Here is a 21,405-nt window from a genome sequence, read left to right on the forward strand (position 1 = left end):
GGGGACGGCTACGGCATCACGCTCGCTCGATATGGACATGTCCACGCCGGAAAAAGCCTGGTAGGTAGTATATTTCAATCTTGAGATCCACATAATCAGCGATTCCGCGACGTTCTCCGCGGCCTCGCGCCAGATGTTGCAGCGCAAGAACAGTGCATCCCCGTCACGCCACTGATTGGTATTGCGGTCGAACACTCGCGAGGTCGAGGCGACGGTGAAATGCGCGACCGCATCACCTGCTGGGATGAAAGTCAGTTCGATATCGGAGGTGAGATTCCCGATGACTGTGATGACCGTGTCTCCAGCCATGACATGCTCCTTCGTTCAACGTTGGGGGTGTTCACCGCTGAGGTCAGCGGCGGCCGGTCCGGGTGGGTTGTTCAGTCCTGCGCGAGGCGGCCGAGTCTGCGGCTGATTCGATTGGCTCGCGACAATCCGGCGTCGATGGCGCGGGCTTGGCGGTAGGTCAGTGGGATGACGATCGTCGGGGCGACGATCGTGGCGAGGGTGGGGTCGGTCGGTTTGTCGATGTGGATGGTGAGGTGGTTGTCGCCGGGTGCGCCGAAGCTGACCTCGAGTCCGGCGTCGCAGTGGGTCCACGCGAGCTGCATCGCGAACAACCCGGAACTGCCATAGCGGCGGCGCATGATCCGTTGCCACAGAATCGAATTCAGCGGCGCTTTGCGCCGCACGAAGTACAAGCGGTACTCGTACCGCAGACGATCTCGCAAACAGGTGAACATCGCGAACCTCGTTCCGGCTGGGCGTGGAAGGGGACACCGTCGAGTGCCGGGATGCCGGCATGACCTGATGGGTGTGCGGATACACCGATGGCTCCGGGATGAGCCGGTGCTACCTGACGGCGAGGCTGTAGATTTCGGTGACGGTGTCGGGGGCCTGGTGCAGATGTGCGCGGACACCCGGGGGTATCGGGGCAGTCTCCGGGTTGCGCTGTGGCCAGTAGTGGGGTGCGAGCACGAGCTGGCCGCGGGGGCGGTGAAACCAGACCGGGACGAGGCTGCCGAGGAACTTCGTGTTCGAGGCATCAGGGGCTCGCAGCACTTCTTGAGGGCTGGCCACCGGGACCGAATGATCTTGATAGGACAACACCAACGCAACAGGGGTGTAGCCGGAGCCGTCCCAATGGTGGAAGTCGATTTCGGGAAATGGGGTGACCACCGCGCCGGCCGGAACCCAGCGGTGGCAGGTGAGTACGTGACCGACAATCACCATGCCGTCGTTGAGCCGGGTGCTGGTGGTGAAGTCGTCAGGATGGTTCGACATCGGACTCCTCGCTGTATCTGGGCTTGATGGTCGGACCGCGCTGATCAGTCAGGTCGCATGCATCGGGCAGGTATCGCAGGATTTCGCCGAGGGTGACCGATATCAGTCCGGGTCTAGGGCACACACGGTGACCGGCGACCAAAGTGGCACCGTCGAGATCGATCGCTTCTGCTGCCAACCAGTCGATCTCGCCGCTGTCGGTACGCGGCACCGTGACCGGCAACCAGGCCTCGACCAGTCCGGCGACGGACTGCCACCCGTGATGGGTGAGGATCCGTGTGTATCTGGCGGAGTCGAACCTGCCGCGTGAGCCTGCGACGTGCATGCAGTACTCGTACACGCCAAGGTTGGAAGGGCCGTCGATCCAACGAATAGACACCGAGCAGTCACCGGTCGGCATCACGGTGAACGCGGCGCCGGGCCAGCGGCGCCGCAGCGCCGCGGCGAGCAGTTGGGTGTTGGCGTCGGCATCGCCCGGCACGACAGGGATGATCCGGTACCACGTGTACACCGTGCTTCGCCCAGGAGTCTGGGAGATGGATTTGGCGTGGGCCCGGTCCCAGTACTCATGCAGAGGCATGCTCGGATCGGTGTTCTTTTGTTCGGTGAGGATTTCCTCGAGTTTGGCGTGCGCGTCGTGGACGGACACGTCGGCGACGACGATCGTGCGCGCGTGTTCGTCCAGGATGTGGAATCGGTCATCGATGTGTAGTCGGGGCATCAGCTGGTCCTTGTCGATGTCGCCGGGTGCTCGGGGCTGGCCCGGATGCGGTGGAGGGTGTGAAGAACGACCGGGTTCTGACCGCTGCGGGTCAGGTGATGTCGATGCCGAGGTCGGCCGCGATCACCGCTGCGGCCTCGGCGAGTGCCCGGATCTGTTGGGGTGGCAAGCGGTCGTCGAGCGCGGTTGCCAACAGCACCGCGATGGGGTGGGTCGGGTCGGCATCGAGGGCTGTGGCAAGGGCGGTCCTGGCGAGCGCGGTGTTGTCGTGGTGGTAGGCGCTGTAGGCGAACAAGGTGACGGCCTCGGCGCGGTCGTGACCGTGGGTCGCCGCCGCGATCTGGAGCCACAGTGTCTCGGCCGCTCCGTGGTACTCGCTGCGGGACAGGCCGTACATGATGTCGCGGATAGTTCGGTCGCGCAGCAGCGCGACGGCCCAGGCAAGATCCTGTGCGCTGACAGGTTCTTCTTGCGCTGTGCTTATCTGAAACAGCAGCCACACGGTGCGCTCACGTTGCAGATCGAGAACGCGGTCAGGAGAACGCGCGGCAGCGAGGTCGTCGCGGTCGCGGGCAATAGCGTCAGCGAGGTGGGAGCGAACCTCGTCGACCAGGTCGGGGTTCGGGGCGTCGGGAATGCTGCGGAGCTGCCGCACTGGTGATGCATGATCGGTTGCCACAGAATCGAACTCGGAACGCCGACGGTCTCGGAACCGGGTGAACATCACGGGCCTCATTCCGGTGGGGTAGTGGGAGCGCCGCTGTCGAAGGGTGGGGGTGAGGCGGTCCGAATCGATTCCGTGGATTCGGACCGCCGTTGTCCTCACGCGGCGTGCGGGAGCTGCTCCCTCTCCGGGGCGTCGTGGTCGACGGCCGAGCGCTCGTCGATGCCGGTGGCCGTCGTGGAGTCCTGGTCGAGGGGGATGGTGCGGTAGTCGAGATCGCCGGCGGCGGCCAGTTCGACGTCGACGAGCCGGAACTGTTCGTTGCGGTCGCTGGCACATCCCCGGCTGGCCAGGTATTCACCGACCGCAGCGAGGAAATGCAGGTAGGCGGAGACGGTGGTGGCCTGCCATGAGTTGGTGCGCCAGCAGTCCTTGTCGAGGGTTGATTCGTGGGCGGCGAGCACGAGCCCGAGGGTGATCACCCACGCCCTGCCCGCGACGGCTGATGCTGCGGTGTCGGTGAGACCGGTGCTGTTGTTCGCGTTGAACAGGGTCAATGCGAGTGTGCGGGCGCGGGTTCCGCCGAGCAGGGTGGTGTCGCGAGCCAGTGAGGTCGCGACGAGCTCGGCGCTGCCCGGCGGTGGGGTCCGCAACGTGAGCACCCGTGCCAGGAATTCCAGTCGCCGCTTCTTCGCGGCGGCGCCGCGTTTGTTCAACTCGATCACCCGGCGCCGTTCCTCACGTTTACGGGCGCTGTCCGCTGCCGCCTGGTCGGCAGCGACCTGGGCAAGATCACCACCATCACCCTCACCGCCACCCTCGCCGTCTTCGGGACGGTCCCCGCTGGTGTCGGGGTCTCGGCGGTGCAGCCCGGCGGCGTCGAGCTGGTCGACGGGCAGGTAGTAACTCGGCATCCACACGTCCCGGTACACCAACCCGGCGGCGCTGCGCAGCCCGTCGGCGGGTTCGGTGTCGGGGTGGTCGGCGTCGAAATCGACGGTGTCGGGGTCGATGACCTCATCGGTGGTGGGGTCGAACAGTTCGGCGTCCTCGATCAGGTCCATCGCCACCGCCCACCGTCCTGGTTCGGCGTCGATCGCCTCAGGGGAGACCGGTTCGGTGGTGGTGTCGACGAGGTCGTCGACCGGAACGTAGGTGTCGAGGTCGACCTCGACGGATTCCACGTGCAGGATCGGGTGCCCGGCCGAGGCGTAGGGCAGGGCGGCGGTGAGACGGTCGCGGCGTCGGGCACGGTCGGCGGCGATCATCTCGGCGTGGTAGTCGAAGTTCCACCGCACCGACGACAGCTTCTCCACCGCGGCGTGGTCGCCGAGCTGTTCGTATCCGGCGATCACCTCGAGCTGGTCGAGACTGAGCTCGCTGGAATCCAACAGGTTTCGGGCCGTGTTCGATCGGCCGATCTTTCCGGCCTTACGGATCTGTGCGGTGTCGGTTTGCAGGCCTTCGGCGATGCGGGTGGCGGTGGCACCGAGGTCGAGCATGTAGGCCACCCCGGCCGCGCGCGCCGAGTCGGTCAACTCGATGCGTCGGTCGTTGAGGTTGATCTGATCCAAGGCCCGATCGATCAACCGTTCCGGATCATCGATCGCCCGGTCGGTGGCCTCGATATAAACCGGGACCCGCGTTAGTCCGAGGGTGCGGGCGATCAACGCGCGGACCTGGCCGTCGACGACCACGACGTGTCCGTCGGGGCCGCGCTGGGCCAGGATCGGATCGCGCACCCCGAACCGCCGGATCGACTCGACCTCTTTCGGGTGGGCGTCGAGATCGATCTGGTCTTCGGGTCGCACGTTGTGGCCGATGACCAGATCAGCGGGGTCCATGCTCACGGCCTCGGCGGGCGCGGGCAGCGGGGCGAGCACGGTGACGGTGGCGTCGGTTCCTGGCGAGGACTCCTGATCCAGGTCGGCGGATGTGTCGGGCTCGATGGTGGTGGTGGACACGAAAGCTCCTTGCGTAGAAGACGACAACGGCGCGACCACCAGCTGAAGCCAGTGGCGCACCGAGAGTGGACGAAGGTCAGCGGGCGGTGCGGGAGCGGCGGCTGACGTTGAGCGGATACAGCCGCAGCACCCCGGTCTCGTCGGGCCGGTAGGTCCAGAACCGGCCCCGCCACCCCCGCACCTGTTCACGCCACCGCTCGATGACGGGGTGGTCGGCGAGCGCGGTGACGGGTCCGGCGGTTCCGAGGTGCTCGCGTCCGGCGAACTCGGTCCGTGAGATCGACTCCACGGCGGTGACGTCGATCGCGGGTGGGGTTGTGCTCATTCGGGACTCCTGTTCGGTCGAAGGGGTGATCGCGTGGCATGCGCGGCGCGGTGGCCGACGACCACCCAGGTCAGGGTTACGCTGGATGTTTGCTGGTGTCGGGTGGTGTGGAAGGGGTGTGGTGATGGCGAGGAACCGGTGAGTGGGTTACCGCGGTACGCGCCGATGCTGGCCGCCGCGGGGGCGTTGCCGGTGGACGACGGGCGGTGGGCATTCGAGCTCAAGCACGACGGGATCCGGGCCCTGGCCTATGTCGATGAGTGGTTGCGGTTGGAATCGCGCAACGGCAACGACATCACCGCGGCCTGGCCGGAACTGGCCGGGCTCGCCGAACCCGGTTTCGTCGTCGACGGTGAGATCGTCGTCGAAGTCGCGGGCCGCTCCTCGTTCCGGGCATTGGCCCCCCGCATGCACCAACGCAACCCGGCCACCATCGCAACCCTGGCCCAGACCTCACCGGCGACGTTCATGATCTTCGACCTGCTCCACATCGGCGACCGATCCCTGACCGGGCTGCCCTACACCCAACGCCGCGAACTACTCGAACTCACCGGGCTGACCGGACCACACTGGCGAGTACCCGGCCTGCTTCCCGGCCCGGCCGCGCACGCCCTGGCCGCTTCGCAGGCCCTCGGGGCCGAGGGAATCATCTGCAAGCGCCGCGACAGCTGGTACCTGTCCGGGCAACGCAGTCCCGCCTGGACGAAAGTCAAGAACGTGGCCCACCAGGAGGTGGTGGTCATCGGCTGGAAGACCGGGACGGGTCGACGGGCCGGGACGATCGGATCGCTGCTGGTCGCGGTCCCCGACGACCGAGGCAACCTCGAGTACGCGGGCAGTGTCGGTACCGGATTCACCGCAGGAATGCTCACGGACCTGCACGAGCGTTTGGCACCGCTGCAACGCCCGGATCCACCGGTCCCCGGAGCCAGATCGACCCCGGCCGGGGTGGTGTGGCTCGAACCGCACGTAGTCGGGGAAGTCGCGTTCACTGAATGGACCGGCGACGGCCGCCTACGCCACCCGTCCTGGAGAGGGCTACGCCTGGACAAAGACCTCGATGACGTCGAAACCCCCGCCGGAAGACCGTGACCGACCGATGTAGCGACGGATCGGTGACGGCCGGTCATGTCGGCTCCGGGCGATCGTGTTTGCATCCGGTTCCGCTCACGACGGCTCGGGTCGGGCTATCGTCGGTTTCGATCAGTATGGATCGAGGGCAACAGGAAATCGGTGGACGAGCAGTCAGCCAGCGGTGCTTCGCACGGCTACCGCCGCGACGAACGACCTGGCCGGGGCATTCGGGCGCGGTGGAGGGACCGGGCGGGGCGATCCTGGTCGACGCCGATCCGCGGGGCGGGAATGTGCTGGGCGAGGAATCCGGCCGGGTGATCCAGAGTTGACCAGGTCACCCGGCCGACTACCTCGTCCAGCGCTGTCAGCTGAATCCCGGTGATGCCGCCGATGTGTACTGCCTCAAGCGTTTTCATCGTTGGGCTCCTTATGCTTCGGGGGACTTGATATCGGAGGCGCGAAGTTTGCTCAACTCGGCCAGGCGCTCCCGTGCATGCTCGATCTGGTGCTGGAAGTGCCTCCGGATCTCCTGCTTGCCTCGGCGAAGGTGATGGGGTCAGCGTAGTAGGTACCTTCCTCCCAGACCGCGATCTCGGGGAAGGCCCGATCCGACCAGTCCACGTAGTACTTCATGATCTTGTTCCTTACGGGATGAGGTAGAGGTACTCGGTGCAGAACGAACCGATCGCGGCACCGACCACATACCCGCCGTCGGAGTTGGTCGACCCCAGTTCGTCGGCGGTGGCCATCCCCATCCCGATCAGGGTCATGGCGGTGGGGTTCGGCTCCTCGTCGAGGAACTGGCAGATCACGTAGCCCATCGAGACCAGGTGATCGTCTCCCTTCGGGTGCGTGATTCCCTCGTCGGCCAGGGTGGCCAGATAGACCCGCTCGGCGGCGCTCGACGACGACACGGGCTCGGGTTCCGCGGGTTCTACGTAGCTGTGGTCGGGCTTGGTGGTACGTTCTTCGCTGGATGAGCATGCGCCGAGCCCGATCGCACCGATGGCGACCAGGACTGCGACGATGATCTTCTTCATGGCGAAACTCCTTTGTGGGTTGGTCTCGGTATATCGTCCGGGGGTCGGTTTTTAGTAGCTGTAGCTGACGTGGGTGTAGAAGTGGACATCGAAGTGATCCACCATGCTGTCGCTGTCGTCGCGGTTGTAGGCCTGGGCGATATCCTCATCCTCGAGGAACTCGACCAACTTGGTGGCGGGATGCTCGCGTAGATGGTCTGCGGCGCCACCCACCCGATAGGCGCTGGATCAGACATCGTGTAATCGGAATGAGCGGACGTTCGACCGCGCGGGCAACTCGCCTGGAGACGCCTACCGGCCGTGCCCCATTCGTGGCCTGGGCCAGGGGCAAAGGGGGTAAATCCGGGTACCTCAGGTGCAACCGGTAGCCCAGGTCGGACCGCTTTTCCTGCCTGTTCGCTTGCTTCCCAAGCAGTGAGATCTGCCGTCGGGAGATGCGGACGTTGGTGACCGCGCGGTATGCGGCATTACCGCTCACTCTCCCTGGCTGAAGTCAGCCAACCAGAACGACTTGCACTCATGTCAATGTGCGTGAGCATGCGTTGACCGACACCCGTTGGAAGCATGGAAATCAGATGCGGCCGACTCACTTCAATCCGTAGGATTCGCTGACCGGAGCTTGATTAGACACGTCCGACAGCTGGAGGTAGGCGAATGCCGACCCAAGACGTTGATCGCGCACGATCTCGATTTCTCACTGCAATCACCCGGATCCAGACCGGTATTGAACGGCAGCGGTCTCGCGTGTTAGGTCACGCTGCGTCTGCGCCCCGCCTTCTGGAGGGCACGCCCGAAGAAGTAATCAACTTGACCGGAACGCCGGATAGTGATCTCGACTATTACGCGTTCGAGCTTGTCCGCCTCCAAGATGCTGGTCGCGAGATGCTTAAAGTATTCGGCAAGCCTCAGATCGTCAAAGATGCCTTGTCTGCCTTCGACGCGGCGCTGCCCAACTTGCGCGCTGTCCGAAATCCGCTCGCGCATCCGAGCGATGACGCGCGCCTCGACGATGTCAACTGGTTCTCCGCTCTGGTCAGATTGCGTAATGACGGCTCTGTGGAATACCTTCTGGACCCGCGTTACCAGCACCACGACGCTGCCATGGCTCTGTCCGACGCCCTGATCGGATACCTCCGTGACGGCATCAGAACATCGCTGGCTCCGCCTCGCGCTCGTGAATGAGGCACTCGATCGCATCGGAGGTGACTGCTCGATATTCGGCATGAGCGGACGTCGGACGTTCAGTCGAACGCTCAACGCGGGAAGGGAAGCGGCGTCAGAGGTTGTCGGTCGCTGCGGAGCTGAAGCTGATGGTGAAGCTGCCGAAGTGGGCGGTGAGAATGAGTATTCCGCTGTGGGCGGCGTGGTAGCGGATCATCTCGATCAGTGTCACCCCGTCGAAAGATTCTGTGAGGTCGATGTATTCGACGAAGTCGTCGCCGCCGACGGCGGTACCGGAGAAGTCGAAGTAGCTGTGGTTGTCGTAGCCGACCGCGTGGACCACCAGCGGCGGTCCGTCGGGTTCGGTGGGGTCGGCGAGTAGCCACGGCAGACCGTTGGACCGCAGATGGATGCCGTCGTCCTTGGCCCATACCAGTGCCGGCGGCACGGGATCGGGTTTGTTGGTGTCCCCTTTGGGCCAGGAATGCTCACTGGTGGCCATCGCGTGCTCGGCAATGAGCAGGACCTGGCGCAGCGGGAACCAGAACTCGAACGAACTCGATCTACGCATGGATGCAATGCCTTTCGTCGAACAGGATGGGCGTGCACGTGGCGTCGAATGATCAGCCGAGGATGTGCCGGGCGTGGGTCGGTGAGGGACGAGCGAGCTCGCGTCGGGATGGAGGTGTGGTTCTCCAAGCCGTTGAGTCGCGGCACCAGCGGGGTACGGCGATGCGGGCTTCACACGTGGGCTCATTCCGAGAAGCTGCCGGACCGGGGTTCTGGCACTCTGAAACGCGTGGATGGGATCGTGGTCGAAAAGCTCGAGGGCTCACATCCGCAGCTGAAGAATCTCCTCGTCGACCTCGATCGTCGTCATCGGTTGCGCGATAGCGTCTTCGCGGCACCGCATCGGTTGGCCGCAGTCGGTGACCGTTATTCGGTCCGGTTGCTCGCGGTACGGGCTGGGCGCTTGGAAGGTCTTGTCCGGCAATCCCACACGCGGGCATTTGGCCCTGGTCGGTGTGCGGGAACCGGGCCAGGGAGTCGGTGCGGTGTTGGTCGGGGAATTCGTCGCGCTTGCCCGCACGGCGGGTGCGGACGCGGTGACGGTCGTCGTGGATTCGGACCCGGCGAACCGGTGGGGCCGGAGAGTTTTCTTCGAAAGGCGCGGGTTCGCCTCGGTCGAGGGCATTGCGTTGCACTTTCGTCTTCCGCTGTGATCGGCCGAGGCCAGGGCTAGTGTGTGCGCGTTGAACTCTCACATGCCCGCGGTCGCGGGGGCGGGGAGGATGTAGTCGGGGGCGTCGCTATAGGTTTCGTCAAGGGCGACGGCCGGGTCAGTTCCTGATGATGAAGTATTGCCCCGTGGTCTCTTGGAAGTCGACGGCCGCGGCGATTGCCGCGTCATCGAGTGTTCTGGCGTGATCGGGAACGACGATGAGTTTGTCGTCGTCGTGGAGCCGGTGGATGATCGCGATACAGGTGCCGCGTGCTGAGGTCATCGGTTCGGAAGGGCCCAAGTAGGAGGCGTTGTCGATGAGGACCAGGTCGTAGTCGGGTAGGACCGGGGCGAGGATGTCGCGCAGCCGCAGCTCGCGGCTCCACTGGATCGCGGCGGCCTGGGTGTCGGCTGCGGTGTGCGGTGACGCGCAGGCCATCGCTCGTAGGCGAGCACGCGGTGGTAGTCGTCCAATGGACAAACATGTAACTGATCAGTTACTCTTTCCGTGTGGACGAGGTGGCAAGTGCGATCGCCGATCCGGTGCGGCGCGAAATTCTGGAGCTGCTGCGACATTCCCACCGCACCGCCGGTGATATCGCCGCGCATTTCACTATCACCAGGCCCGCGATCAGCCGACACCTGCGGGTGTTGCGCGAAAGCGGACTCGTGCATGACGAACTGGTGGGCAGACAGCGGTTCTACGTGCTCCATCCCGGACAACTCACCGAACTCGCCGCCTGGATCGCCCGCTTCGACACCTCCACCGGCTGGACACAACGCCTCGACGCACTGGAAACCGAGGTCTACCGGACTCGCCGCGAACACCGCGCCCGCCCGGCGGACCAGCAGACACCAAAGGAGCACACGGCATGATCACCACCCCGCTCGGACGATTGCTCCGCACTGACATCGGTGCGGATCTGATCTTGACCAGGACATACCGCGCACCGATCGAGGATGTGTGGGCGAGTCTCACCGAACCCGACCGGACCGCTCGCTGGTACGGCACCTGGAAGGGCGAGGCCGGACCCGACCGCATGATCTCGGTACAGATGGCGTTCGAGGAAGGGCAGCCCTGGACCGAGATGCGCGTCGGCGCGTGCGAGCCACCGCGCCGGTTGCAGATCTCCGCGGTGGACGACGAGGGCTCCTGGCACCTCGAAGTCCGGCTGTCCGAATCGTCCGGAACGACCGAACTGCACTTCACCCATCACCTCACCGGCGCGAATGAGATCGCCCTGATCCCCCAGGTCGGCCCGGGATGGGAGTACTACCTGGACAACTTCAGCGCAGCCCGAACCGGTTCGCCACAACCTGATTTCAACGACTACTACCCCTCCATGAAGCCGTACTACGAGGCGCTCACCGCGCAGTAGACACGGAGTGGACAGTCCGACAGTGCTGGAACGCCCAGCTCGGGAGGCCGACAATTCCGCCGATGATCACGACCACGGGTTCCCGGACCGATAGGGGGGTCGGGGAACGCGCGGTATGCGGCAATACAGTGCGATTCGAGGTTGCCGGACAGTTGGTTTGAAATGTGGCGGAGCCTTCGATCGGCGGGCTGGACGGGTTCGGATACATGGAGGAGTTGGCGTGCGGGATGTAGGAATGACCGTCAGTGTGGAGGCCAGGATAGCGTTCGATCTGTTGGTCAAGGCCAAGGAGGAGGGGAGGTACCTTCTCCTTCGTCCGGACCGCACGAGCGGGCTGGTCGCGCTCGACCGAAACGGGAGCGGCGGCAGTTCCAGTCTCTGCGCCTTCCTGCAATCGACAATGGCCGCGCATGTCATCTACACCGATGGCAGCAAGATCAGCTACATCAGCTGGTATCCGGACGACGCCACGGCAGAAAACCGACAGGCTGTCTACAGGTCGCAGGATGCAGTCCTGGAACAGTTGCCGGGGATCACCGGCTACAACTCGGCCCGTAGCCATGAAGAGATAAGCGTCCAGCTCGACCCCTTCTGGAGACAGTGACATCCCTGGGTAGAAATGACCCTGTGAGAGCAGATATCGATGGCACAGTCCGTATTGCCCGCATCGCACGCGGATTCGGCTGGACGTGGACCGAACAGGATGTGACACGCTTTTGCCGAGCCGCGCGGTGGAGCATCCTGCACGAGGATCGGGACTACGGTCCCATCCTACGAACCAACCTCGAGATCCACCTGCCTCAATGTCACGTCACCTTCGACAGAGAGTTCATGGGACGACATGACGGGGGTAACGAGGTCATGCTCGAAATGTCTGTCTACGTCGCGGTTTCCGAGCGGTCGAACACAGATAGAGCACAACTTGTCGCAGCTCACCGCCAACTTCGAGATCGTCTGATCGAGGCGTTGGGGCCGACATCTCCATACATCACCGGCGAAGACTTCGATACCGACTACTGGCGCCGTCCTGATGTCGTTGTCTCCGTAGCTTCGCACGACGATTCCATCCACATGACGTTCGTCAATCCCAGATATCAACGATGGATGGATGAGGATCGAGCCTACGAAGAGATGTACGGCCACAACGAGGACACAGGTTTCGGACTTCTACGAAGATTGCTGACTCAGATCAGTCGGACGTTTCGCAGGAACGGCTGACCCCCTACCGCTGCACTTGGTGACATCTGACCTCAGATGTCGGCCATGTCAATGGCAGTGCGCATGAACGGTATTCGGCATTTGCGTGTGTTCGGTGACCTTCTCAGAAGCCGAAGCGGCCGCGCTTGGCGGTCTCCCGGGGCCTACAGCTCCAACCGAGCGTGCAGCTGGGTGAGCTCGTCGGGGGGTGAACAGCTGCGAGGCAGGGCCCCCGAGGCCCCGCACCGATGATCCACGCCGCGACCGCGTGATGACAAAGCGGTCGTCCGAGGACAGGAAGCCGGCCCACGTCACTGTGGCGCTACCCAGGCCGGAGCAGCCGAAACCCGCAGATCGAACCGAAAATAACGGTTTAGTAACCGCGGTTCCTGGCAACTATGAAGATATGACCCACTCACGTAATCGGACACCGAATACGACGAGTACGGATCTGACCAGCACCGCCATCATGTTGGCCACCTGCGTGTTCTTCTTGTTCGGTCTCACGACCCTCACCGGATCCCTAGCCATCGCCGTTCTCGGCGCGCTCGGCCTGGCCGCCGCCATGGCCACCGCGACCAAGATGGTCGGCCTCAACCACCTCTGACCCGCGCACCTACTCGATCAGGTTCGCACTCTTCAACCACTCGTAGGCGACACCGAATTCGCGGAAGAAATCGCGCACCCACCCCATGTATCCGATCGTCGCACAGATTCTGTTCTTGGGAGCTCGATCCTGCTGCCGCTCTGGGTATCCCGTGCGCGGGCTGGGTTGCCCGGCGGTCAGTGCTCGCAGTCGTTGTGCACGGGCGGGCTGTAGGTGGTGACACCGCACGCGAGGCAGGTGTGGGCGCGGTGGTGCCCGCCGACGCGGCGGCACGGCATGGCCGCGACGATCGCGCGTCCGGCGCCGAGGCGGTGGCCGTTCGGGCAGAACCGTGGGGAGGGCTCCGTCCAGATCCCGAGCCGCAGGTAGGGTCGCGCCGACTCACACACCGATGGGAACATGTGTTCGATTATAGTAGTCGATCATGGAGGTGGGAGACTTAGTCCGGATCGGTGTGGCTGACCACCATATCTGTCACTTGATCAGGACGCCTGTCACCGCCAACGCGCGATATGCGGCATTTCAGCGCGTTCGACCGGGATCGACCTCGGACTGGTCTGACAGGAATTTGAACACTAAGGCGCGCAGCTCTGGAACTTGCGCGCCGTCCATCTCGGCGATCATCACACCCGCTCGCTGGGCAACGCCCCGCACTTTTGCCAAGACCTCGGCCGAGTCCGACCATCGCTCCTCAGGCAGCCGGAGCACCGCACACAACAGATCACCCGGATAAAAGTGACCGGCGGCAAGCGGATTCGCCTCCAGCTGATCAAGCGCTCGAGGCAGTATTGCCGTGGTTCCAACATTCTGCGACAACATGATTCGCAGGCCCTCGATATCCAGTTCCCCGATCGGAACCTGCCGCATCCGGTGGACTGTCCGAATCAGATAGGTGTCCTCCGGGGCGGCTGCCGGCCAAACGTCACCCTCGATGTCCTGCACCGATTGTGGGAACTCGTCGCTGTCGGCCACGCTTTCACCGCTCTCATCTCGATGGCACTGCTCGTTCATGTGAAGCATCGGCGCTATCAGGGCCTGCCCCACAGTAATGGTCACCGGTCTGGTCCGACGCCGTCGTCGACACGCTCATAGGCATGAGCGGGCGTGCTTGTGTGCGCAACTCGGTGACAACAGTGATGGAAATCTGGTGACAGATAGCGTGATCGACACGCCGCGTCTCACCAGCTGGGGGGTCACTTGATCAGGATGCCTGTCCCGGGCAACGCGCGATATGCGGCATTCCAGTGCTTTCGGGCGGTCCCGGATGTCGGTCCGACGTGCTCGGTGTCGAGGGCTACCTCGCCGCGTGGCAAGCATGGTCGCCAGTGGTAGCAAGTCCGTTGATCTGCTGACCCTCGCGGATCAGTTCGGCGAGCCGCTCGGATGTCAAGGGAGCCAGAGGAAGTCCGCGCTGAGGATGGTGGGTCGATCAGGCGTTCCAGACGATCGAATGGTTGTCGGTGGGCTCCGCCACCATGACCCATATGGCGACTACCGATCCCCTGGCACCATTTCAGTGGCTCAACGCAGCCGAGAGCCAAGCGGACCCGCTGGACGAGATCTACAGCGTCGGCTTCTTCCGAAACCAGGACCCGTCGGAGGTGGTGCGCCGCTTCAGCAAAGGCGCCGACTCCGGCCACGAGTCGGACTTCGCAGCGCTCAACGACAGGATGGTCGAGTACCTCGACAAGACTGTCAGCCCGGACGGCGGCGGTCATGTGGGCGTGTTTCGAGCCGGTGCATGGAGCGTGGCCATCGAACCACACGGGTGGTCGATGACCATCCCCACGGCGCTGGCGGAACTGTCGCGAGAGTGTGAGGTCCTGGCGATCACCATCCACGGCTACGCTGAGCACAGCCTCGAGTACGCGATCGACGGGACGATCGTGACCGGCCACCGACTGCAGTGCCCGCATGACCGTTGGGGTAGCGACCCCGACCGGTTCAACGACTACATGCGCGAGCTGGGCATTGAGCTGGAGCCGGACATGACCGACCATGACTATATTCCTGACCCCGATGACGACAGCGACTTCGACGCCTGGGATATCAGCTACAGCAGCCTCGTGCCGGGAGCCTTCGCCTTGGCGGCGAAGGTCACCGGAGTGTCGTTCACGGCAGACATGCTGGATCAGCCCATACTCATCGGACCTATCTCCTACCGATGGTGACCTCCCGACCTCACCACCCTTGACGCGGTGCGCGTGCTGGTACGACCGGTGAAGTTGTAGAACGCATCTCGGTCAGCTGCATCGAGTGGCTGAGCCGAGCCTTGCCGTACCTCGAAGATAGGTACGAGGTGGAGTACTTCCGACGGCGCGCGACATGGCTACCGCGGTGGTTGGTTGTGCTGGTGATTTTCCACGTCGTGTAACGGTGAATCCGGCCGTTGCTCAGTGTTGGATCCGACCGATCCGATCGGTGAATTTGACGTCACCGGGTGTGGCAGGGGCGGGACCAGTCGGCAGCACGCAACGGTGGCAGCGGGGACCAGCAGAGGTTCTGGGAAGACCCGTTGAGGCAACGCTCGGCAAGCCAGCGACGGGCCACTGGCCCGCGATAGTCCCGGCGACGTCGATGGTCATCCCAGCCATAATCTCCGACGTGAAAGAAGTCGAGGTCGTCGTCGCCCATCACGAGCGCGCGACTCTGCGCGTCGGCGCAGTGTTCCTGAAGATTGACGCTGACCAGTCGAACACCGATGTCGAGGTTGAGGCGATGGCCAGGGCACCGATCCCGACTCCCGAGGTTCTGTGGCGCAACCCGCCCGTGCTCGCGCTCGCCGCTCTGCCAGGGACGACACTCGGCCGTCTCGGTGAGCCGTCGACTGCACCACCAGCGGCGTGGGCGGCGGCGGGCGCCGCCATACGGAAGCTGCACGACGCGGCGCTACCGCCATGGCCCGGCCGCAGCCTCGACGCGCTGGCATCGGAGCTCGACCGCGAATGTGCGTGGATTGTCAGGAGCGGGGTGGTTCCTGCCGACGTTGTTGCATACAACCGTCGGATAGCCGAGATCGCGCTCCGGCCGTGGACGCCGGTATTCACACATGGCGACCTCCAGATCTCTCACGTGTTCGTCGACGGTGACGAGGTCACGGGCATTATCGACTGGTCGGAGGCGGCACAGGGTGATCCCTTGTATGACCTCGCCACCCTGACGCTCGGACACCAGGAACACCTCGGTGACGTCGTTGCCGGGTACGGCTCCGACGTCGACCTTGACGTGATCAGCGCCTGGTGGTCGTTGCGTAGCCTGCGGGGAGTCCGCTGGCTGGTGGAGCACGGTTTCGATCCGACCTCGCCAGGCTGCGAGGTCGACGTGCTGAGAACCCAGGCCTTGCGGGGCTGGCCACTCACGACCAAGATTGCGACGTCAAAATTCGCCGATACAAACATCGTCGGATCTGGGGCGACGTCAGGGTCCATCGATCGGTGACGTCAGAGGTCACCGATAGAACCAGGTGGTTGTGCCAGCGAATTCCGACGTCGTTCGTCGGCGAATACCGACACCGCGTCGGGTCCATGCGAGGTGAGTTGTGACGGTGAAATTTGACGTCACCGGCACCTGGTTACGGACTGCCGCAGATCGCCGCGAGCCACGATCTAAACTCCGCATCATGATCGGTGATCTCGGCTTCTTCTGGTCGTGCTGTTCGACCTTCGCTGTCTGCTCATGAGTGCCGCGCGAGTGCCACTGCCGCCTCGAACGCCTGAAAGTCTGAGCCGCCGTGCACGGTACTTCGTCGAATCGGCCGGGATGCGTCTTCCCTGCCGGGATATCCGCCCCTGTCGCAACGTGTGGCTCGACCACGGGATACCCGCTGCGGAGATCGACCGGGCCGTGGCCTTCCAGGAAGTCTGGGGCGGCCTCGCCCTTCCCCCTGCCCCCGCGTACGAGGGTGGCCCGCGTGTTCTCGAAGCCGACGTACCCGAGGTCGTGTCCACGGACGGGTGGCACTTTCCGGCCGGCGACTGCCGCGTATCCATGGCCTACGGATTCATGATCGGGCCGGGAGGCGAATTCGGTATCGACGCTGACCGTTGGATACCTCTGCACGCCAGCACGCAGGGATGGGTGGAAGCCCTGGCGCTGGCTCACCACGCCCGCCGCTGGGCCCGGACCGTCACGAGAATCACCGGCGACGCCGTCGAAGAGGTGGATCTCGACGGATTCGAGCCGGTACCTGAGGTTCAGGGAGTCACCGACACCTGGTGGCGGGGCAAGGACTCGCTGATCGCCATCTATCGCGGGGAAGCCGTCGGGCTGGCCGCGCCTCACTGCCGGGAGGCCCATATCTACGACGGACTCGACGCGTGGGGCTTCCGCGGCCACTGACTCGCGAAGACCGGAACCATGTCGTCGGAATTCGCCGATCCAAGAATCTCTCGATCCCGGGCGACGTCAACATTCACCGATGAGTGACGTCACAGTTGGGTTCTGGCCCACTTTTCGTGACGAAGGTGATGGTGTGCCGCAACACCACAGATCTGGCGTCATCGTCGCGCGGCCGTGAGAAGCACGCGTTTGCGTAGCAGCGGAAGCCCAGCTCTGCCGACCATCTGTCTCTTGATCATCTTGATGTGGTTTACCCGTCCCTCGACTGGCCCCGAGTTCCAGTGCATGGTCAGCCCAGCGGTGACCGCGTCCAGGTCGGACTCGAGCCCAATGGCGAAGGAAGTCAGGCCGGGCAGGTCATCGGCCCGGACGGCGGCGATTCATCCGGGTACATGTTGGCCTTGCAACGTGGTGAGCATTTCGCCGAAGACACGCACGTGCTCGGCAGCGGCTCGAAGCTCTGGGCATCGCTCCAGCACGGCTTTCAAGCGGGGCTGATCGTCCTCGGTGAGCTCGTCGGGGTGGCGGGTGAGCCATCTGGTGACCTGTCGGACGGCCGGTGGCGGCGCTGCGATGGGGCCTGGCCTGGTGCGGCGCTGTTCCAGGTAGACGCCACCAGTGCGTAGCTGCCGGGGTATCCGAGTTCTGTGATCTCGCGGTGGAGCTGTAAGGCGTTGGAACAGCCTGATTCCCAGCGTTGACGCAGGTAGGGTTTGAACGGGTCGAGCTTGCTGGGACGCGGACCTTTCCATTTGCCATCGACCAGCTCCTGCCATGTGGCGGCGTGGGCGTAGCGCTGCACAGTGCGCTGGCCCCAGCCCAGGCCGCGAGCGATGCCGCGGATGCTATGTCCCTGAGCGAGCAGATTTGGACCTTCGCGTGGTGTCGTTGAGCGCGCTGCGCGAACTTCCCGACGGGCTCCTCGTCCTGAGGCCAAGGGGTTGACCGCTCGGCCGGCGCAGGCTCGGTGGCGCGAAGGCACTCACGGTGGCGAGCCACACAGCGCTCGACGGCCTTGCCCAGGTTCTGCCAGAGGTGAAACCGGTCCGCGACCTGCATCGCGCTGGGGGCGCCGACACGAACTCCCTCCGCGTACGACCCGGAGCGGTCTCGGCAAACCACCTCCACCCCGGGGTGTGCGATCAGCCAATTCGCCAGGGGCTGAGCGTTTCTGCCTGGCAACAACTCCAGTGGTGCGCCTGTCTCACAGTCGATCAGCACGGTGCCGTAGTTCTGGCCGCGTAGCAACGCGAAGTCGTCCACTCCCAACACCCGAGGGGTTTGCGCTGCGGGATCGGGCAACGCAGCAAGCAGTCGCAGCAGAGTCGACCGACTTGCCGAGGCATGCAGCGCGGTGGCCAGTCGCGCACCTGCCCGACCTGCCAACGCGACCGCGATATCCTCCAGCATCGCCCGCAGCAGTGGCGTTCGGCGCCCGTGCCGCACCGTCAGCCCCGCGATCTGCTCCACGAAAGTCTTTACCCCGCAATATGGTTGATCGCAAAACCAGCGCCTCACCCGTAGCCGGAGCACCAGCCGACGTCGACACACCGGTGCGTCGGCCAGGTAGCGTCCGCACCGGCTGTGCACCCTGGTCGCGGCGTGCCCGCAGCGCACGCAGGCTGCAGTCGCAGCCTGCGCGGATGCCCGGATACACACCACCCCGCTGGTCTCTGCGACTTCCTCAACGGCCACACCTGCCAGGTGCGGGAACAGAACAGCCACCAAACCAAGATCAGAGCACCCGAACAATGATCAAACCTCAGGCAGCAGTCCGCATTTGGAACCGCTCGTGCCTTTCCGACGGCGCCCGACAATGCCGATGTGCGGATACCGCGGCACCAGGTCATAGCCCGTGGTCCAGCCACAGCCGGGTCAACGCCTGCGTGGTCCTCGACTCCACGCCCCTCCGCTAACCTCGGCAACCGTGGCGACATCCTTTCCCCCGATCGAGCCGTATGCCGACGGCATGCTCGAGGTCGGCGACGGAAACCAGGTGTACTGGTGTGCCAGCGGCAACCCTGCGGGGCGGCCGACGCTGGTGGTGCACGGCGGGCCGGGCAGCGGGAGCAGCCCGCGATCGCGGAAGTCGTTCGATCCGAACGTCTTTCGGATCGTGCAGTTCGATCAGCGCGGTTGCGGACGGAGCATTCCGAGCGCCGCCGACCCGGGCACCGACATGGCGGTGAACACCACCGAACACCTGATCACCGATATGGAACGGCTGCGCATCCACCTCAGCATCGACCGATGGCTGCTGTATGGCGGGTCCTGGGGTTCCACGCTCATCCTCGCCTACGCCCAGCGGTACCCGCAGCGGGTCACCGGAATCGTGCTGGTCGGCGTCACCAGTACCCGCCGCCGCGAAATCGACTGGCTGTACCGGGGTGTCGCACGGCTGCTACCCGCCGAGTGGGAGCGATTCCGGGCCGCGCTGCCCGGTGACGGTGATCTGGTCGAAGGCTACCGGCAGCTACTGGAACACCCGGACCCGGGAGTGCGCCGCAGCGCCGCGATCGAGTGGTGTCGCTGGGAGGACGCGGTGATAGCGCACGAATCCACGGGAAGCCCTGGGCAGTACAGCGCCAAGCCGGACACCGCCATGCTCGCCTTCGTCCGGATCTGCACGCACTACTTCGCGCACGCGGCGTGGCTCGAGGAAGGCGTGCTGCTGCGCGAGGCCGGGCGGCTGGCCGGAATCCCCGGCGAACTGATCCACGGCCGCCTCGATCTCAGCGCCCCACTCGAAACTGCGTGGGAGCTCGCGAAAGTCTGGCCGACCGCCCGCCTGCACGTCATCGACGACTCTGGCCACACCGGCAGCCCCGCCATGGGCGAGGCGGTTGCCCGCGCCATCACCCGCTTCGCGCAGCCCGATACCAATCGGATCAGCTAGACGGCGATCGGAGGCGACGAGTATCCGCCGCGGCTCCAGACCTGATCACGGAAAGTGGGCCAGAACCCAGATTTCACGACCGAAGCCAGTGCTCGCCGATCCAGAGAAGAACCTGGTCGTCATCATAAAGGACGGCAAGCTGGTCAAGGACCTGCTCTCAGTAGACTGACGGCACGGCCGTCGCGATATCGGTGACGGTCTCGCCGTGGATCACGTGACGTAAGTGCCGATCCGGTGCGGTGAGGACCGCGATGTCGCGCACCGGGTCGGCATCCAACGCGCTGGGGGCACCCCGGCCGAAGGCTGGGGGCGTCGGCAATCGACGACAACGCCGCAATTGTGCGTGCCATACCCCGCGGCCTGCCGCATGATCCAAACGACGGACCTAGTAGGAGCCGGTCACCGCGGGGTAGTCCGTATATCCCGCGGCGTCACCCGCGAAGTACGTGTCGCGGTTGCCGGCGGCGAGAGGGTGGCCGTGCGTGAATCGATCGACGAGGTCTGGGTTGGCGATGAAGGGGGCTCCGAAGGAAACCGCCTCGGCCAGCTGCCGTTCGAGCAGCGCGTTGCCGCTCGCTTGCGTAAAGCCGAGGTTGGCGATGACGGCGCCGCGGTAGTGGGCGCGGTAGCGGGTGAATGCGGTGAGGGTGTCGGTTCCTGTGTCGGGTTCCGGGCCGAGGAGGTGGAGGTAGGCCAGGTTGCTGTCGTTGAGGTGCTCGAGGAGCTGGTCGTACTCGTCCAGCGTCTCGGCGTCCGCTGTGAAGGCGGGCCCGTGTTTCCAGTAGGGCGAGAGTTTGATTCCGATGCGGTCGCTGTCCCACACGCTGGTGACGGCGTCGACGATGTCGAGGAGGAATTGGGCCCGCTTCTCGCTGCTGCCGCCGTAGGCGTCGGTGCGCTGGTTGAGCCGTGGGTTGAGGAACTGGGCCACTAGGTGGGACACCTGCGCGTGGATCTCCAGGCCGTCGAATCCGGCGCGCAGGGCGTTGGCGGCTGCCTGCCGGTAGGTGCCGATCGTGGTGGCGATCTCTGCGGCGCTCAGAGCGCGTGGGGTGAGTGAGTCCTTCGGACCGTCGGGGGTGAAGGACATCTCGTGGGGATTGATTGCCGACGGGCCGGCGGGGAGCCTGCCACCGTGGTGATCCGGGTGGGAGGCGGCGCCGGCGTGACCGAGTTGCGAGACGATCCTGCCTCCCGCGGCGTGCACGGCTTCGGTGACCTCGGCCCAGCCGGCGGTCTGGGCGTCGGTGTAGATGCCTGGGACGTTGATGAAGCCGATCGCGTCCGTGCTGACCCAGGTCCCTTCGCTGATGATCAGGCCGGCGCCGGCGCGCTGCGCGTAGTAGGTGGCGTGCAGGGCGGTAGGGGCCAGTTCCTCGTTGCTGGCCCGAGCGCGTGTCATGGGAGCCATGACGACGCGGTTGGGCAGCTCGAGCGCGCCCAGTTGAACAGGCTGCAGGAGGGGCTGGGTGGGTACTGAGGTCAGGTCGGACATGAGGATCTCTTTCGTGATGGAAGGTGCTCCTCGTGGGC

29 protein-coding genes and 1 pseudogene are annotated in these 21,405 nt (G+C 64.7%); 12 read left to right on the forward strand and 18 right to left on the reverse strand.

All coding sequences use genetic code 11. From position 1 onward, the window contains the following. From ACWEVR_RS09630 to ACWEVR_RS09660, 7 genes are all read right to left on the reverse strand, one after another. Nucleotides 1-309 (reverse strand): single-stranded DNA-binding protein (locus tag ACWEVR_RS09630; protein WP_452466538.1); only part of this gene is annotated, 309 nt, incomplete at its 3' end. Nucleotides 310-380: 71 nt separating this feature from the next. Then, the gene (locus ACWEVR_RS09635) at nt 381-743 is read right to left on the reverse strand and encodes a hypothetical protein (protein WP_452466539.1); all 363 of its coding nucleotides are present in this window, start codon (nt 741-743) and stop codon (nt 381-383) included. 109 nt (nt 744-852) lie between these two features. Beyond that, nucleotides 853-1,284 carry a hypothetical protein gene (locus ACWEVR_RS09640; RefSeq protein WP_452466540.1) on the reverse strand — a complete coding sequence of 144 codons (432 nt, stop codon included), beginning with the start codon at nt 1,282-1,284 and terminating at the stop codon, nt 853-855. Continuing rightward, entirely contained in the window at nt 1,268-2,005 is a 738-nt protein-coding gene (locus ACWEVR_RS09645) for a hypothetical protein (RefSeq protein WP_452466541.1), read from the reverse strand. The genes ACWEVR_RS09640 and ACWEVR_RS09645 overlap by 17 nt, the downstream gene beginning before the upstream one ends. 91 nt (nt 2,006-2,096) lie before the next feature. Continuing rightward, nucleotides 2,097-2,660: a DUF4192 family protein gene (locus tag ACWEVR_RS09650; RefSeq protein WP_452466542.1), complete on the reverse strand. Its 564-nt coding sequence runs from the start codon at nt 2,658-2,660 to the stop codon at nt 2,097-2,099. Between the two features lie 167 nt (nt 2,661-2,827). Further along, nucleotides 2,828-4,633 carry a ParB/RepB/Spo0J family partition protein gene (locus ACWEVR_RS09655; protein WP_452466543.1) on the reverse strand — a complete coding sequence of 602 codons (1,806 nt, stop codon included), beginning with the start codon at nt 4,631-4,633 and terminating at the stop codon, nt 2,828-2,830. A 76-nt stretch (nt 4,634-4,709) separates the two neighbouring features. Continuing rightward, entirely contained in the window at nt 4,710-4,958 is a 249-nt protein-coding gene (locus ACWEVR_RS09660) for a hypothetical protein (RefSeq protein WP_452466544.1), read from the reverse strand. Nucleotides 4,959-5,096: 138 nt separating this feature from the next. Here ACWEVR_RS09660 and ligD point away from each other — a divergent pair, with 138 nt between their 5' ends. Continuing rightward, the gene (ligD, locus tag ACWEVR_RS09665) at nt 5,097-6,050 is read left to right on the forward strand and encodes a non-homologous end-joining DNA ligase (protein ID WP_452466545.1); all 954 of its coding nucleotides are present in this window, start codon (nt 5,097-5,099) and stop codon (nt 6,048-6,050) included. Between the two features lie 176 nt (nt 6,051-6,226). On the opposite strand, the gene ACWEVR_RS09670 is transcribed toward ligD, so the two are convergent. From ACWEVR_RS09670 to ACWEVR_RS09685, 4 genes are read right to left on the reverse strand one after another with little or no spacing between them, the layout of a single operon-like run. After that, nucleotides 6,227-6,448, reverse strand: coding sequence for a hypothetical protein (locus ACWEVR_RS09670; RefSeq protein WP_452466546.1), 222 nt, complete (start codon nt 6,446-6,448; stop codon nt 6,227-6,229). 52 nt (nt 6,449-6,500) lie between these two features. Next, the gene (locus tag ACWEVR_RS09675) at nt 6,501-6,665 is read right to left on the reverse strand and encodes a hypothetical protein (RefSeq protein ID WP_452466547.1); all 165 of its coding nucleotides are present in this window, start codon (nt 6,663-6,665) and stop codon (nt 6,501-6,503) included. 11 nt (nt 6,666-6,676) lie between these two features. Further along, nucleotides 6,677-7,072 carry a DUF732 domain-containing protein gene (locus tag ACWEVR_RS09680; protein ID WP_452466548.1) on the reverse strand — a complete coding sequence of 132 codons (396 nt, stop codon included), beginning with the start codon at nt 7,070-7,072 and terminating at the stop codon, nt 6,677-6,679. A 51-nt stretch (nt 7,073-7,123) separates the two neighbouring features. Continuing rightward, the gene (locus ACWEVR_RS09685) at nt 7,124-7,285 is read right to left on the reverse strand and encodes a hypothetical protein (protein ID WP_452466549.1); all 162 of its coding nucleotides are present in this window, start codon (nt 7,283-7,285) and stop codon (nt 7,124-7,126) included. Nucleotides 7,286-7,726: 441 nt separating this feature from the next. Here ACWEVR_RS09685 and ACWEVR_RS09690 point away from each other — a divergent pair, with 441 nt between their 5' ends. Further along, on the forward strand, nt 7,727-8,254 hold the full coding sequence (locus ACWEVR_RS09690; protein WP_452466550.1) for a hypothetical protein: 528 nt from the start codon (nt 7,727-7,729) through the stop codon (nt 8,252-8,254). Nucleotides 8,255-8,348: 94 nt separating this feature from the next. Here the strand turns inward: ACWEVR_RS09690 and ACWEVR_RS09695 are convergent, their stop codons facing one another. Together ACWEVR_RS09695 and ACWEVR_RS09700 are read right to left on the reverse strand one after the other, a co-directional pair. Further along, complete coding sequence (locus ACWEVR_RS09695; RefSeq protein WP_452466551.1) at nt 8,349-8,804, reverse strand: DUF3085 domain-containing protein; 456 nt, start codon at nt 8,802-8,804, stop codon at nt 8,349-8,351. 769 nt (nt 8,805-9,573) lie between these two features. Next, on the reverse strand, nt 9,574-9,894 hold the full coding sequence (locus tag ACWEVR_RS09700; RefSeq protein ID WP_452466552.1) for a ParA family protein: 321 nt from the start codon (nt 9,892-9,894) through the stop codon (nt 9,574-9,576). Between the two features lie 71 nt (nt 9,895-9,965). On the opposite strand from ACWEVR_RS09700, the gene ACWEVR_RS09705 reads away from it, so the two are divergent. The 5 genes from ACWEVR_RS09705 (at nt 9,966) to ACWEVR_RS09725 (ending at nt 12,638) form a co-directional block, all read left to right on the forward strand. Beyond that, the gene (locus ACWEVR_RS09705; protein ID WP_452466553.1) at nt 9,966-10,331 is read left to right on the forward strand and encodes a metalloregulator ArsR/SmtB family transcription factor; all 366 of its coding nucleotides are present in this window, start codon (nt 9,966-9,968) and stop codon (nt 10,329-10,331) included. Then, nucleotides 10,328-10,834: an SRPBCC family protein gene (locus ACWEVR_RS09710; RefSeq protein WP_452466554.1), complete on the forward strand. Its 507-nt coding sequence runs from the start codon at nt 10,328-10,330 to the stop codon at nt 10,832-10,834. The genes ACWEVR_RS09705 and ACWEVR_RS09710 overlap by 4 nt, the downstream gene beginning before the upstream one ends. Before the next feature lie 235 nt (nt 10,835-11,069). Next, nucleotides 11,070-11,438 carry a hypothetical protein gene (locus tag ACWEVR_RS09715; RefSeq protein ID WP_452466555.1) on the forward strand — a complete coding sequence of 123 codons (369 nt, stop codon included), beginning with the start codon at nt 11,070-11,072 and terminating at the stop codon, nt 11,436-11,438. A gap of 23 nt (nt 11,439-11,461) precedes the next feature. After that, nucleotides 11,462-12,052, forward strand: coding sequence for a DUF6301 family protein (locus ACWEVR_RS09720; RefSeq protein WP_452466556.1), 591 nt, complete (start codon nt 11,462-11,464; stop codon nt 12,050-12,052). 385 nt (nt 12,053-12,437) lie between these two features. Further along, the gene (locus ACWEVR_RS09725) at nt 12,438-12,638 is read left to right on the forward strand and encodes a hypothetical protein (protein ID WP_181697150.1); all 201 of its coding nucleotides are present in this window, start codon (nt 12,438-12,440) and stop codon (nt 12,636-12,638) included. Between the two features lie 176 nt (nt 12,639-12,814). Here the strand turns inward: ACWEVR_RS09725 and ACWEVR_RS09730 are convergent, their stop codons facing one another. Together ACWEVR_RS09730 and ACWEVR_RS09735 are read right to left on the reverse strand one after the other, a co-directional pair. Continuing rightward, nucleotides 12,815-13,039 (reverse strand): hypothetical protein, encoded by a 225-nt coding sequence (locus tag ACWEVR_RS09730; protein WP_452466557.1) that lies wholly within the window; start codon nt 13,037-13,039, stop codon nt 12,815-12,817. A gap of 121 nt (nt 13,040-13,160) precedes the next feature. Further along, nucleotides 13,161-13,694, reverse strand: a complete 534-nt coding sequence (locus ACWEVR_RS09735) for a contact-dependent growth inhibition system immunity protein (protein ID WP_452466558.1) — start codon at nt 13,692-13,694, stop codon at nt 13,161-13,163. 428 nt (nt 13,695-14,122) lie between these two features. Here ACWEVR_RS09735 and ACWEVR_RS09740 point away from each other — a divergent pair, with 428 nt between their 5' ends. The 4 genes from ACWEVR_RS09740 (at nt 14,123) to ACWEVR_RS09755 (ending at nt 17,602) form a co-directional block, all read left to right on the forward strand. Next, the gene (locus ACWEVR_RS09740; RefSeq protein WP_452466559.1) at nt 14,123-14,809 is read left to right on the forward strand and encodes a DUF6461 domain-containing protein; all 687 of its coding nucleotides are present in this window, start codon (nt 14,123-14,125) and stop codon (nt 14,807-14,809) included. Between the two features lie 433 nt (nt 14,810-15,242). Further along, a complete protein-coding gene (locus tag ACWEVR_RS09745; protein ID WP_452466560.1) occupies nt 15,243-16,076 on the forward strand; it encodes a phosphotransferase family protein in 834 nt (277 codons plus the stop codon). A gap of 360 nt (nt 16,077-16,436) precedes the next feature. Continuing rightward, nucleotides 16,437-16,976, forward strand: coding sequence for a hypothetical protein (locus tag ACWEVR_RS09750; protein WP_452466561.1), 540 nt, complete (start codon nt 16,437-16,439; stop codon nt 16,974-16,976). 245 nt (nt 16,977-17,221) lie between these two features. Next, nucleotides 17,222-17,602, forward strand: a complete 381-nt coding sequence (locus tag ACWEVR_RS09755; protein WP_452467033.1) for a hypothetical protein — start codon at nt 17,222-17,224, stop codon at nt 17,600-17,602. A 349-nt stretch (nt 17,603-17,951) separates the two neighbouring features. On the opposite strand, the pseudogene ACWEVR_RS09760 reads toward ACWEVR_RS09755, so the two are convergent. Next, nucleotides 17,952-18,701: pseudogene (locus ACWEVR_RS09760) on the reverse strand (ISL3 family transposase); the annotation flags it as partial. 202 nt (nt 18,702-18,903) lie between these two features. On the opposite strand from ACWEVR_RS09760, the gene pip reads away from it, so the two are divergent. Continuing rightward, nucleotides 18,904-19,872, forward strand: coding sequence for a prolyl aminopeptidase (pip, locus tag ACWEVR_RS09765; protein WP_452466562.1), 969 nt, complete (start codon nt 18,904-18,906; stop codon nt 19,870-19,872). A gap of 157 nt (nt 19,873-20,029) precedes the next feature. Here pip and ACWEVR_RS09770 read toward each other — a convergent pair whose 3' ends face one another. Both ACWEVR_RS09770 and ACWEVR_RS09775 read right to left on the reverse strand, forming a co-directional pair. Then, complete coding sequence (locus ACWEVR_RS09770; protein WP_452466563.1) at nt 20,030-20,191, reverse strand: hypothetical protein; 162 nt, start codon at nt 20,189-20,191, stop codon at nt 20,030-20,032. Between the two features lie 66 nt (nt 20,192-20,257). Beyond that, nucleotides 20,258-21,367: an alkene reductase gene (locus tag ACWEVR_RS09775; RefSeq protein WP_452466564.1), complete on the reverse strand. Its 1,110-nt coding sequence runs from the start codon at nt 21,365-21,367 to the stop codon at nt 20,258-20,260. Nucleotides 21,368-21,405 lie beyond the last annotated feature (38 nt).

The organism is Nocardia sp. NPDC003979 (assembly GCF_053605015.1).

Bases quoted from the DNA above. Each gene is read 5' to 3' on its own strand.
- ACWEVR_RS09635 (WP_452466539.1), bottom strand. From the start codon at position 743: ATGTTCACCTGTTTGCGAGATCGTCTGCGGTACGAGTACCGCTTGTAC.
- ACWEVR_RS09640 (WP_452466540.1), bottom strand. From the start codon at position 1,284: ATGTCGAACCATCCTGACGACTTCACCACCAGCACCCGGCTCAACGAC.
- ACWEVR_RS09645 (WP_452466541.1), bottom strand. From the start codon at position 2,005: ATGCCCCGACTACACATCGATGACCGATTCCACATCCTGGACGAACAC.
- ACWEVR_RS09660 (WP_452466544.1), bottom strand. From the start codon at position 4,958: ATGAGCACAACCCCACCCGCGATCGACGTCACCGCCGTGGAGTCGATC.
- ACWEVR_RS09670 (WP_452466546.1), bottom strand. From the start codon at position 6,448: ATGAAAACGCTTGAGGCAGTACACATCGGCGGCATCACCGGGATTCAG.
- ACWEVR_RS09675 (WP_452466547.1), bottom strand. From the start codon at position 6,665: ATGAAGTACTACGTGGACTGGTCGGATCGGGCCTTCCCCGAGATCGCG.
- ACWEVR_RS09680 (WP_452466548.1), bottom strand. From the start codon at position 7,072: ATGAAGAAGATCATCGTCGCAGTCCTGGTCGCCATCGGTGCGATCGGG.
- ACWEVR_RS09690 (WP_452466550.1), top strand. From the start codon at position 7,727: ATGCCGACCCAAGACGTTGATCGCGCACGATCTCGATTTCTCACTGCA.
- ACWEVR_RS09695 (WP_452466551.1), bottom strand. From the start codon at position 8,804: ATGCGTAGATCGAGTTCGTTCGAGTTCTGGTTCCCGCTGCGCCAGGTC.
- ACWEVR_RS09700 (WP_452466552.1), bottom strand. From the start codon at position 9,894: ATGGCCTGCGCGTCACCGCACACCGCAGCCGACACCCAGGCCGCCGCG.
- ACWEVR_RS09710 (WP_452466554.1), top strand. From the start codon at position 10,328: ATGATCACCACCCCGCTCGGACGATTGCTCCGCACTGACATCGGTGCG.
- ACWEVR_RS09715 (WP_452466555.1), top strand. From the start codon at position 11,070: ATGACCGTCAGTGTGGAGGCCAGGATAGCGTTCGATCTGTTGGTCAAG.
- ACWEVR_RS09725 (WP_181697150.1), top strand. From the start codon at position 12,438: ATGACCCACTCACGTAATCGGACACCGAATACGACGAGTACGGATCTG.
- ACWEVR_RS09730 (WP_452466557.1), bottom strand. From the start codon at position 13,039: ATGTTCCCATCGGTGTGTGAGTCGGCGCGACCCTACCTGCGGCTCGGG.
- ACWEVR_RS09740 (WP_452466559.1), top strand. From the start codon at position 14,123: ATGGCGACTACCGATCCCCTGGCACCATTTCAGTGGCTCAACGCAGCC.
- ACWEVR_RS09775 (WP_452466564.1), bottom strand. From the start codon at position 21,367: ATGTCCGACCTGACCTCAGTACCCACCCAGCCCCTCCTGCAGCCTGTT.